Origin of the sequence: Flavobacterium cryophilum, assembly GCF_048286555.1 — a bacterium.
Taxonomy (GTDB): Bacteria; Bacteroidota; Bacteroidia; order Flavobacteriales; family Flavobacteriaceae; genus Flavobacterium.
Window position 1 is genome coordinate 79114 of sequence record NZ_JBLVPZ010000009.1, and the last position, 12024, is coordinate 91137.

The 12024-nt window shown below is 33.5% G+C and carries 11 protein-coding genes; 8 read left to right on the plus strand and 3 right to left on the minus strand.

Annotated features, from left to right (window positions below):
• Positions 1–11 precede the first annotated feature (11 nt).
• On the minus strand, positions 12–308 hold the full coding sequence (locus ACNQGJ_RS13185; protein ID WP_417973512.1) for an isoamylase early set domain-containing protein: 297 nt from the start codon (positions 306–308) through the stop codon (positions 12–14).
• Positions 309–544: 236 nt separating this feature from the next.
• Between ACNQGJ_RS13185 and ACNQGJ_RS13190 the strand changes: the two genes are divergently transcribed.
• The 4 genes from ACNQGJ_RS13190 to porT all read left to right on the plus strand — a co-directional run bounded on the left by ACNQGJ_RS13190 (position 545) and on the right by porT (position 3407).
• Positions 545–877, plus strand: coding sequence for a 2TM domain-containing protein (locus ACNQGJ_RS13190; RefSeq protein WP_417973510.1), 333 nt, complete (start codon positions 545–547; stop codon positions 875–877).
• A 13-nt stretch (positions 878–890) separates the two neighbouring features.
• Positions 891–1373, plus strand: coding sequence for a dihydrofolate reductase (locus ACNQGJ_RS13195; RefSeq protein ID WP_417973508.1), 483 nt, complete (start codon positions 891–893; stop codon positions 1371–1373).
• A 575-nt stretch (positions 1374–1948) separates the two neighbouring features.
• Positions 1949–2680 carry a bifunctional demethylmenaquinone methyltransferase/2-methoxy-6-polyprenyl-1,4-benzoquinol methylase UbiE gene (gene ubiE, locus ACNQGJ_RS13200; protein WP_417973506.1) on the plus strand — a complete coding sequence of 244 codons (732 nt, stop codon included), beginning with the start codon at positions 1949–1951 and terminating at the stop codon, positions 2678–2680.
• Between the two features lie 22 nt (positions 2681–2702).
• Positions 2703–3407 carry a type IX secretion/gliding motility protein PorT/SprT gene (gene porT / locus ACNQGJ_RS13205; protein WP_417973504.1) on the plus strand — a complete coding sequence of 235 codons (705 nt, stop codon included), beginning with the start codon at positions 2703–2705 and terminating at the stop codon, positions 3405–3407.
• A gap of 63 nt (positions 3408–3470) precedes the next feature.
• Here the strand turns inward: porT and ACNQGJ_RS13210 are convergent, their stop codons facing one another.
• Positions 3471–4196 carry a TrmH family RNA methyltransferase gene (locus ACNQGJ_RS13210; RefSeq protein WP_417973502.1) on the minus strand — a complete coding sequence of 242 codons (726 nt, stop codon included), beginning with the start codon at positions 4194–4196 and terminating at the stop codon, positions 3471–3473.
• A 37-nt stretch (positions 4197–4233) separates the two neighbouring features.
• Between ACNQGJ_RS13210 and tamL the strand changes: the two genes are divergently transcribed.
• From tamL to accD, 3 genes are all read left to right on the plus strand, one after another.
• A complete protein-coding gene (gene tamL, locus ACNQGJ_RS13215; RefSeq protein ID WP_417973500.1) occupies positions 4234–6801 on the plus strand; it encodes a translocation and assembly module lipoprotein TamL in 2568 nt (855 codons plus the stop codon).
• A 60-nt stretch (positions 6802–6861) separates the two neighbouring features.
• Positions 6862–7929: a class II fructose-bisphosphate aldolase gene (fbaA, locus tag ACNQGJ_RS13220; RefSeq protein WP_417973498.1), complete on the plus strand. Its 1068-nt coding sequence runs from the start codon at positions 6862–6864 to the stop codon at positions 7927–7929.
• Positions 7930–8033: 104 nt separating this feature from the next.
• Positions 8034–8888 carry an acetyl-CoA carboxylase, carboxyltransferase subunit beta gene (gene accD, locus ACNQGJ_RS13225; protein ID WP_099713614.1) on the plus strand — a complete coding sequence of 285 codons (855 nt, stop codon included), beginning with the start codon at positions 8034–8036 and terminating at the stop codon, positions 8886–8888.
• A gap of 121 nt (positions 8889–9009) precedes the next feature.
• Here the strand turns inward: accD and ACNQGJ_RS13230 are convergent, their stop codons facing one another.
• Positions 9010–10260, minus strand: a complete 1251-nt coding sequence (locus ACNQGJ_RS13230) for an ABC transporter permease (protein ID WP_417973495.1) — start codon at positions 10258–10260, stop codon at positions 9010–9012.
• A 199-nt stretch (positions 10261–10459) separates the two neighbouring features.
• On the opposite strand from ACNQGJ_RS13230, the gene purH reads away from it, so the two are divergent.
• Positions 10460–11986, plus strand: coding sequence for a bifunctional phosphoribosylaminoimidazolecarboxamide formyltransferase/IMP cyclohydrolase (gene purH / locus ACNQGJ_RS13235; RefSeq protein ID WP_417973493.1), 1527 nt, complete (start codon positions 10460–10462; stop codon positions 11984–11986).
• The last annotated feature ends 38 nt before the right edge of the window (positions 11987–12024 follow it).

The window sequence follows — 12024 nt, forward strand, 5'->3', positions numbered from 1 at the left end:
AGGTGTTTTAGTTAAACTACTAAAACACCGTTTTCATTTCCTGCAAACTCATTCCATTTGAAAGAATCTGCCTCTGGCTCGTTGACAAATGCACCATCAATTACGTACTTGAATTCGTATGCCGCATCTTTGTTTAAATCGAAAACACCCTTGAAAGTACCATTTTTTAATTTGCTTAAAGCGCCTTCAGCTACATTCCAATTATTGAAATCCCCTACAACAGAAGCTTGAATTGCCTCCTTTGCAGCTACCGAAAAAGTAACTTTACACACTGGTTTTGTTTTAACGAATTGTTTTTTAATTGCCATAACTGTTTCATTTATAGATTTATAAGACAAAGAAAACAAAAGTATTTGAACTTACAATAGCTACCAGAAGATTTAATAAAATTGACCCAACTATGTTAATTTATGAATAATTCAATAATTATAGGTTAACTAAACCAACTAATCATAAATCAAAAAACGTTTTACTTTAAATAATCTACAGGCAAAATAGTGACTTATCAAAATAAATTTTACCTTTATACACTAAATTTTGATCAATGGAAAAAGAAGTACACGAGCAGTATGAATATGCTAGAAGAAGAATTAAACAGAAAAAAAGACTGTATTTTCATTTTGTTCTTTTCGTTTTAGGAAGTTTGCTTTTATTTATTGCTAATAAATTTTTTGAAATTGCTGTAGATTCTCACTGGTCAATTTGGGTAATTACAATATGGTTGTTCCTCTTTATTTTACATTTTATAAAAATTTTCATCACGGATCGCTTTATGAATAAAAATTGGGAAAGAGAACAAATCGACCGACTTGTAGCTTTACAACAAAAAAAAATCGACCAATTAGAATCACAGGTCAACAACGACGACCTTAAATAACATAAAATCTATTATGATAATAATGATTGCGGCCGTTGCCGAAAATAATACTCTAGGTAAAAACAACGAGCTGGTTTGGCATTTACCAAATGATTTCCAAAGATTTAAATCCCTAACAACCGGACATCATATTATAATGGGAAGAAAGACATTTGAAAGTTTTTCAAAACCGTTACCAAACAGAACCCACGTTATTATCACCCGACAGAAAGAATATCAAGCCGAAGGCTGTATCATAGTAGACAGTATGGACAAAGCATTAGCAATTTGTCCCAAAGACGACGACACATTTATAATTGGTGGTGGTGAAATTTATGCATTAGGACTTCCTTTTACAGATAAAATAGAAATCACGCGGGTGCATCACAACTTTGAAGGCGATGCGCATTTCCCTGAGATTAATGAGGATGAATGGAAAATAACAGCTTCAGAGTTCAATGAGAAAGACGAAAAGCATGCCTACGATTATTCATATCAGACATACATTAGAAAATAAAACAAAAAAACATCCTTTTTTACGGGATGTTTTTTTTTAACCATTAATCAAAGAGATGACCTACTCTTGAAAGAGTATTTGATAACATAAAATAAAAATTACAAATATTAGTAAAACTCCAGAAACGAAGATTATAACATTTGATGTTTTCTGAGAGTACATCTCAAAAAAGCCTTTAATACCAAATACCACGAAGGTACTAAAGACGAAAAAAATTAAAATTTCCAAAAACAAATTTAATCCTAAGAACGTATTTTGCGCTTTAACTACAGCACTGCTAAGTAAAGCAGTGCCCTCAAAACAGCTAACAAGAACAAATGAGATAAAAAACGCTAAAATTATCCACTTGATTTGGTCGATCGATCCTCTTTTAATCATTTAATATGGTTATTTTCCTGAATAACAAATTTGTACAATAAAATCTAGAGTTACAATACCCACTTTTAGTGATATTTCAAATAAATTAAATTTTAGTTTTTAGTCTCTTTTAAAAACTAAATACAAATCTTGTTTCTAATTTTTGAAACTCATTTTAAGTTGATCCAGTTTGTATTATATTTGTACAAATTAAAAAAATGTCAGAAAAAATAACGCCCTATAAAGATTCAGCTTTAGGTAAAAAGGAACAAGTAGCTAAAATGTTTGACACCATTTCTGGAAATTACGACAATTTGAATCGTGTCATTTCCTTCGGTATTGATATAAAATGGCGTAAAAAAGTGCTACAAATAGTATCTAAATCAAATCCGAAGATTGTATTGGATATCGCAACGGGAACTGGCGATTTAGCCATTTTGATGGCACAAACAAATGCTGAAAAAATCATTGGATTAGACATCTCTGCAGGAATGTTGGAAGTAGGTGTAAAAAAAATTGCTGCAAAAAAGCTTTCCGATACCATCGAAATGATTTTAGCCGACTCCGAAAACATGCCTTTTGAAGACAATTATTTTGATGCGATAACCGTCGCTTTTGGTGTACGTAATTTTGAAAATTTAGAAAAAGGCTTAGCCGAAATTTTAAGAGTTTTAAAACCTACTGGTGTATTTGTAATTTTAGAAACTTCGGTACCGGACAAAACACCGTACAAACAAGGTTATAATTTTTACACAAAAAACATTCTTCCCCTGATAGGCAAAGTCTTCTCTAAAGACGAAGTGGCTTATGGTTATTTATCTGAATCTGCCGCCGCATTTCCTTATGGCGAAGCATTAAACAATATTTTGAGAAAAATTGGGTTTATAGATGTTGTAGCCTTACCGCAAACTTTTGGCGTGGCTACAATTTACTCCGCTTCTAAAAAATAATACTGAAGATTTCAGCATAAACATGAGAAAAATAATTGTCTTACTATTTTTTGCTTTTATTCTAAAAGGATATGCTCAAAAATCTAAAAATATATTTAGCAGAGACCCTATTATTAATTTGGAAAATTTTCAAAAAAAGAGAATGTACTACGGGTTTTATCTGGGATTCAACTCCTATGATTTTAAAATAGACTATAAAACGGTAGGACCTGATATTCTTGTAAATAGAACCACGGGATTTAATGTAGGTATAGTTGCTGATTTGAAACTTCAGGAATATATTGACTTGCGATTTGAACCTGGTCTTTATTATACAAAAAGAGATTTATATTATCCGAATTTCACAGACAGCGGAGATGCGCTGAGGGAAGTAAACAGCACCTACATTCATTTTCCTTTATTAGTTAAACTATCCTCCCTTAGAACTGGAAATATTCGTCCGTATTTACTGGGAGGAGTATCTGCAACGCTTAACTTATCAAGCAATTCTAAACTAATTGATGACAATTTAGAACAACGCTTTAGAGTAAAACCATGGACAACTAATTATGAAATTGGTTTTGGAATTGATTTGTTTTCAGAATATTTCATATTCTCCCCTTCCATAAGAGGTGTTTTTGGGATGAATGACGAATTAATTAGAGATAAAGACCCAAATAGTCCCTGGACAAGCAACATAGAATCATTGAAAACCAGAGCAGTCTTTATCAATTTCACCTTCCACTAAAGAATGGTTTACCGTATTATTCTCTGTATTCAGTTCCTATCGTCAACAACGAAACACGGAGCACTAGCCCCGACAAAACTCGCTTAATACTATAGCAGTAGCAGTGGCAACATTAAGGCTTTCTGTTTTTTGAAGATCACCAAAACGAGGAATTGTAAGTCTATTTTTGACTAATTTTTCAAGTGCTGTTGATACTCCATTAGCCTCATTTCCCATAATAATAATTCCTTTTTTAGGCAAAACCGATTTATAAATATTCTCTCCATCCATAAAAGTACCAAAAATGGGCATTTCTGTTTTTATGATAAAACCATCTAGATCAATATAATTTACGTTAACTCTTGCGATGGATCCCATGGTCGCCTGAACCACTTTCGGATTGTAAATATCCACCGTTTCTTTGGAACACAACAACTGCTTAACACCAAACCAATCACACAAACGCAATATAGTTCCTAAATTTCCCGGATCACGAATAGCGTCAAGCGCAACGATTAAACCGGTTTCAATAATTGGTTTTTCCAATGGCATCTTGAAAACTCCCAAACAAGTATTTGGCGTTGCTAATGCGCTGATTTTTTTCAGCTCGCTTTCGTGAACAATCGTTTTTCTAGCTTCAGGAACTTCCTCAAAATCTGCTTGGGTTGTATATAAATGTTCCAATTCAAATTTAGATTCCAGCAGTTCCTGAATGCCTTTTACGCCTTCGGCAAAAAATAATTTATTGGCAATCCTATATTTTTTTTGTTGCAAACTCGTTATAAGCTTTATTTGGTTTTTACTAACCATAAAATAATGTACTTTTGAATTAAATATTTTAGAACACTTGAAAAAAACTTCCACAAAAATAACTGCATTTATTCTAATTGCAATACTAATTTGCGCATGTAACGCTGTAAAAAGAGTTCCCGACGGAAAACTACTGCTGACAAAAAACGAAATTACTGTAAATGACAAAATAATTAAGGATGAAAATGTTTTTAATCAACTGTATCAAAAACCAAACAGCACCTTACTTGGATATCGCTTGCGATTGAATCTCTACAACCTTGCCAATTTAAATCCAGATTCAACTTATCAAGCCAAGTTTACAAATAATCCGGAAAAATTTGCCAGAAAATCAAAATGGCTGTCGGAAAAACAAGTTAATCGACTAGGAAAGTCTTTCTGGTATCACGGAATCCATGATTTCTTGAAAAGAACGGGAGAACCACCAATAATTATTGATAAAGAAAGAGCCGACAAATCATTATTGCGCTTGAAATACTATTATTTCAACAATGGCTTTTTTAATGTCAATGCCACGTACAAAATAGACACTTTGAGTATCAAAAAAGCTAAAATACAATATGCTATTACTCCAGGAAATGCTTATTTTTTAGATACTTTAAGAACTACCATTTTAACTCCGGCTCTAGATTCTTTATATGAAACTAACCGGTCAAACGCTTTTATTAAATCAGGAAATCAATATAAAACAGAAGATTTTGATAATGAGAAAAATCGGATCACCACTCATTTCAGAAACAACGGCGTGTATTATTTCCAACCAAATTATATAACTTTTGACATAGATACTATTAAAAAAGTCAATCAGGCCAATATAAATTTGAAGATTAATAATTATTCTTATCAAGAGCAAGATTCGAGCAGAACGGAACCTTTTAAAATATATAAAATAAGCGATGTAAATATTTATACTGATTATTCACCAAGCACTAGCAGCGTAAAATTTACAGATAGCACAACCTATAACAACTTTAATTTATACAGTCAAGACAAATTAAAATACAAACCACGATCAATTACTAATGCCATATTCATAACAAAAGGAGGGTTATTTGCAGATTACAAAACCGTATTGACCACGCGATATTTAAATAATCTTAAAATTTTCAACTATCCTTCAATACAATATGAAATTGACCCTAAAGACTCAACCGCACAATCATTGATTGCCAAAGTATATTTAACACCCAGAAAAAAATATAGTTTTGGGACTACATTTGATGTTACCCATTCTAACATACAGGATTTTGGTGTGGGTTTAAGTGTTTCTGAAACGGTACGAAACGTTTTCAATGGAGCCGAAACGCTTGAATTAGCCGTTCGTGGTAATATTGGATCTTCAAAGGATTTAGCAAATCCAAAGAATAACTTTTTCAATGTTTCTGAATATGGTTTAGATTTAAAACTTAACATTCCAAGGATTTTCATGCCATTCAGCACTGAAAAAATCATTCCAAAAAGTATGATTCCATCTACGCTAATCACAGTTGGTTTTGCAAAACAACAGAATATTGGTTTAGACAAAGAGAATTTCACTGGGGCATTATCATACAATTGGACTCCCAAAAGAAACAATACGGCTAGATTTGATTTGTTTAACACTCAGTTTGTACGGAATTTAAATCCGCAGAATTACTTTAATGTTTACGGCTCTTCCTATAATGCCTTAAATGAAATCAGCAAAGAATACAATACTAATTCGTCCTATTACAACAATGATCTTGATAAAGATTTGCTTATTGAAGAAGGGACACTTGGTTTCACAAATGATGTTCTTACTGGAAACGCTAACTTTTTGAAACCATTAGAACCCGCAGATTTTCAGTCTGTAAAAAGTATTGAGGAAAGAAGATTGAGACTGACGGAGAATGATTTTATTTTGGCAACCAGTTTCACGTTTTCAAAAACCACCAAAAAAGATTTAACAGACAATAATTTTTACCTTTTTAAAACAAAAATAGAATCGGCCGGTACCATTTTATCTGCTTTTGCAGTAACAACAAATCAGAAGAAAAATTCAATTGGTAATTATGAAATATTCAATTTAGAATATTCAGAATACATAAAAACAGAATTTGATTATATTAAACATTGGGATTTATCCAAAGAAAAAATATTTGCCTTTAGATCGTTTTTTGGAATAGCGATCCCATTTGGAAACTCAGATAACGTTCCCTTTTCAAGAAGTTATTTTTCCGGAGGATCTAATGACAACCGAGCATGGCAACCGTATGCTTTAGGTCCAGGAAGCAGTGGCGCCTTAGATGATTTCAATGAGGCAAATATGAAAATTGCCATTAGTGGAGAGTATCGATTTAGGCTACTAGGCAATTTAAAAGGAGCTCTCTTTGCCGATGCTGGAAATATTTGGAACGTATTGGACAACGTCGAGGATGAGAAATCAACATTTACACAATTTAAGGACTTAAAAGATATTGCTTTAGGTACTGGATTTGGACTTAGATATGACTTGAGCTTTTTTGTAATTCGTTTTGATTTAGGATTTAAAACTTACAATCCAGCCAATGAAAGTAACAAAAGATGGTTTAGAGAATACAATTTTGCGAACTCCGTTTTAAATTTTGGAATAAATTATCCCTTCTAATGCTAATTAATTCTTATTTTTGCAAACTAAAAACTAATTAAAATAACTAAAAAAAGTACAATGGCACACAACATAAAACCAGGCGTAGCTACAGGAGATCAAGTTCAGGAAATTTTTAATTATGCTAAAGAAAAAGGATTTGCGCTACCTGCAGTGAATGTTACGGGATCAAACACGATTAATGGTGTACTGGAAACGGCAGCAAAACTTAATGCTCCGGTAATCATTCAATTTTCTAACGGAGGAGCACAGTTTAATGCAGGAAAAGGACTTTCTAATGCAGGCGAGAAAGCAGCAATCGCTGGTGGAATTGCTGGTGCATTGCACATACATACTTTGGCGGAAGCTTACGGAGCAACCGTAATTTTACATACTGACCATTGCGCAAAAAAATTATTGCCTTGGATTGATGGTTTATTGGATGCTTCAGAGGCACATTTTGCTAAAACTGGAAAACCATTATTTTCTTCTCACATGATTGATTTATCTGAGGAGCCGATCGAAGAAAACATCGAAATTTGCAAAGGATATTTAGAAAGAATGAGCAAAATGGGAATGACACTTGAAATCGAACTTGGAATTACAGGTGGTGAAGAAGATGGTGTTGACAACTCTGATGTAGACAGTTCTAAATTATACACACAACCTGAAGAAGTTGCTTACGCATACGAAGAACTTTCTAAAGTTAGCCCACGATTTACAATTGCTGCTGCTTTTGGAAACGTACATGGAGTTTACAAACCAGGAAATGTAAAATTGACTCCAAAAATTTTAAAAAATTCTCAAGATTTTGTTCAAAATAAATTTAGCACTGGACCCAACCCCGTAGACTTCGTTTTCCATGGTGGTTCAGGTTCTACTCTTGAAGAAATCAGAGAAGGAATTAGCTACGGAGTAATAAAAATGAATATCGATACTGATTTACAATTTGCTTTTACGGAAGGTATTCGTGATTATATGGTGAAAAATATCGATTATTTGAAAACTCAAATTGGAAACCCAGAAGGTGCTGATGCTCCAAACAAAAAACATTACGATCCAAGAAAATGGTTGCGTGAAAGCGAAGTTACTTTCAACACCAGACTTGAGCAAGCATTTGCTGACTTGAACAACGTGAATACATTATAAATAGTATTCAGTGATCAGTGTTCAGTTCTCAAAATACTTAATTCTGAACATTGATTATTTACTGATTACTGAACACTGATTACTGAACACTGAATACTAAACAAATGGCTTGGTTTAAAAGAAAAGAAAAAGGGATTACTACTGCTACCGAAGACAAAATGGATATTCCAAAAGGACTTTGGTACAAATCTCCAACTGGAAAAATTATTGATGCCGATGAACTAGCTCGTAACTTATTTGTAAGTCCCGAAGATGGTTTTCACGTTAGAATTGGAAGTACAGAATATTTTCAAATTTTATTTGACAACAATGAATTTGTTGAATTAGATAAAAACATGACGTCTAAAGATCCTTTACATTTTGTTGATACAAAAAAGTATGCAGATCGTTTAAAAGATGTGATGGAAAAAACCAAACTGAAGGACGCAGTGCGCACCGGAGTTGGTAAATCAAAAGGAAAAGATGTTGTTATCTGCTGTATGGATTTTGCCTTTATCGGTGGTTCTATGGGAGCTGTAGTGGGAGAAAAAATCGCAAGAGGAATCGATCACGCCATCAAAAACAAGTTACCCTTTGTAATGATTTCAAAATCAGGTGGCGCGAGAATGATGGAAGCTGCCTATTCTTTGATGCAACTTGCTAAAACATCGGTGAAACTAGCGCAACTTGCGGAAGCAAAATTGCCTTACATTTCGTTATGTACGGATCCTACAACAGGAGGAACAACTGCATCTTATGCCATGTTGGGCGATATTAATATTTCTGAACCAGGCGCATTAATTGGGTTTGCCGGGCCAAGAGTAGTTCGTGACACTACTGGTAAAGATTTACCCGAAGGTTTTCAGACTGCGGAGTTCTTACTTGAACACGGTTTCTTAGACTTTATAACCCCACGAAAAGAATTGAAAGACAAGATTAACTTGTATATTGATTTGATTCAAAACAATACTATCAGATAAATAAAATCTCGAGCAATCGGGAATATTTATTCTTGACTATTTCACTACAAATAAAAACAGCTTCCAAATAATTTTGAAAGCTGTTTTTTTTATTTCTTTAACTTGCCGGATCGTCTTAGATTTACATTCCCGTTCTAATCGCTTCTACAGGATCTAGTTTTGAAGCAGAAATAGCTGGAAGTATTCCTGATATTAATCCAATTACGGCTGCCAGTCCGGTTCCCAAAACAATATTTCCGACGCTTAAAACAAATTCGAAATCTAATGCTTTTGTTAAGATTACAGAAATTATCCAAACAAGAAAAAGTCCAATCATTCCGCCAATCACTGAAAGTATAATCGCTTCAAACAAGAACTGAAATAATATAAATCTATTTTTGGCTCCTAATGATTTTTGAATTCCAATCAAATTAGTTCGCTCTTTCACTGAAACAAACATAATATTGGCAATCCCAAAACCTCCAACCAGTAACGAAAAACCACTGATTATCCAGCCTACTACATTCATCTGGCCTAAAATTCCATCAATAAGATCCGTAAAGCCCGAAAACACATTGATAAAAAAATTGTCAATTTCTCCTGCTTTCAATCCTCTAAAACTTCTTAGTTTTTGAGATATTTCACTTTTGTAAGCATCCATATCCACGCCTTTTTCTGGTTTAAAAATAATAACGTTAGTCAACGAAGTATTGTTATCGCCATACAGCTGACGAACAAAATTTACTGGAATGTAAGCTGATGTATCATTACTGTCGCCAAACAAACCCGAGCCTTCTTTTTTGAGGACACCTATTACGGTAAAACGCTTACCGTATAAGCGAACATTTTTTCCGATAGGCTCCAAATTTTCAAATAAAGATTTTGCAATTTCATTTCCCAGAACAATCACTGTAGCGCCAGAGTTGGCCTCAGATTCATTATAAAATCTCCCTTTGTCAAATTCAAGTCCTTGAATAGCTATAAATTCATGAGAAACAGGAACAATATTGATATCACTAACTGTTTTTGAGTCATATTTAATAGATTCCCTTCGGGTAAATATTTGATATGCCATCTGGTTCGTATTAGTCATAGCACCTTTCATAAAAGTGTACTCGTCGTACTTCACATTAGGAAACTGTTCTCTTTTCCATTGTGGAATCTCTGAAGGCCCGAAAGAAAACTTCATTAAATAAATCGTATTCTTATCCAAACTACTCAAGTCTTTTGTGATTTTTCTGTCCAAAGAATCAACAGCAGCTAGTACGGCTATGATCGAAAAAATTCCAATAGTAACTCCTAGCAAAGAAAGCAACGTTCTTAACTTGTTGTTTCGCAATGCATTCATAGCAAAGCCTAAACTCTCTTGTAACAATCGCAGGTAAACTAGCATAAAAATTTTTTTGTATTAAAGTAAAATTCCATAAATATTATTCAAAAACCTAATGAAAAATGTATCTGCCGTTGTGTGAATCAATTATTTTATCTTTGCCAATGAATTGAGAGTGAAAAATTACACATTATCTCATTTTCAAATGGCTTAATTTTCACATTAAAAAACTATTTTTGCACTTTATAACTATAACTACATAATGAACACAACAAAAACAATTCAATCGGCATTAATCTCTGTCTTTTCAAAAGAAGGATTAGAACCTATAGTAAGACAACTAAACAGTCAAAATGTTACACTTTATTCTACAGGAGGAACTGAAGATTTTATAAAAAATTTAGGAATTCCTGTAATTCCTGTTGAAGATGTTACTTCCTACCCTTCTATTTTAGGTGGTCGAGTAAAAACATTACACCCAAAAGTTTTTGGAGGAATCTTAAACCGCCAAGACAATGAGAGTGATGTGCAACAAATGATAGAGTTCAACATTCCACAAATAGATTTAGTAATTGTTGATTTATATCCTTTTGAAAAAACGGTAGCTTCCGGAGCAAGTGAATCAGATATTATTGAAAAAATAGATATTGGTGGTATTTCTTTGATACGTGCTGCCGCAAAAAACTTTAAGGACACCGTAATTGTTGCATCGGTTGACCAATATGGTTTGCTTTTGGATTTGATTACATCGCAAAACGGAGCAACAACACTGGAAGACAGAAAATTATTGGCTACAAAAGCATTTCATGTTTCATCACATTATGATACTGCAATTTTTAATTATTTCAATACTGACGAAACAATCTATAAACAAAGTATCGCCAGCGGTCAAGTTTTGAGATACGGTGAGAACCCGCATCAAAAAGGATTTTTCTTCGGTGATTTTGACGCTATATTCAAAAAAATTCACGGAAAAGAGTTGTCCTACAACAATTTATTAGATGTAGATGCTGCGGTAAATTTGATCACTGAATTCAAAAATGACGGCCCTACATTTGCGATCTTAAAACACAATAATGCCTGTGGTTTAGCAACAAGAGCCACAATTAGCGAAGCTTACCTTACGGCTTTGGCCTGCGATCCAACTTCAGCTTTTGGCGGAGTTTTAATTTCGAATACAAAAATTGATGTTGTTACTGCTTTAGAAATAAACAAATTGTTTTGCGAAGTGGTGATTGCTCCGGAATATGATACGCAAGCCATTGTTATACTACAAGAAAAGAAAAACCGAATTATATTAGTCCAAAACGAAGTAGATCTGCCACAAAAACAAGTTCGCACTTGCCTAAACGGAATTTTAGTTCAGGAAAGAAACAATATAACTGACAATAAAGAAGACTTAAGACCCGTTACTATAACGGCACCCACTGAACAAGAAATTCAGGATTTAATTTTTGCCTCTAAAATTTGTAAAAACACAAAATCAAACACAATTGTTTTTGCAAAAAATGGTACACTTATTGCTTCAGGAACCGGACAGACATCAAGAGTTGATGCCTTGCAACAAGCAATTGAAAAAGCGAATAATTTTCACTTTGATTTGCATGGAGCAGTGATGGCGAGCGACGCTTTTTTCCCTTTTCCAGATTGCGTCGAAATAGCCAAAGAGGCTGGAATAACCGCTGTAATTCAGCCAGGAGGATCAATAAAAGACGAATTGAGTATTAATTATTGTAATGAAAATAAAGTTGCAATGGTATTTACAGGAACTCGTCATTTTAAACATTAATTTGTTTAACTTTGCCCGTCACAAATTTATAACTTTTA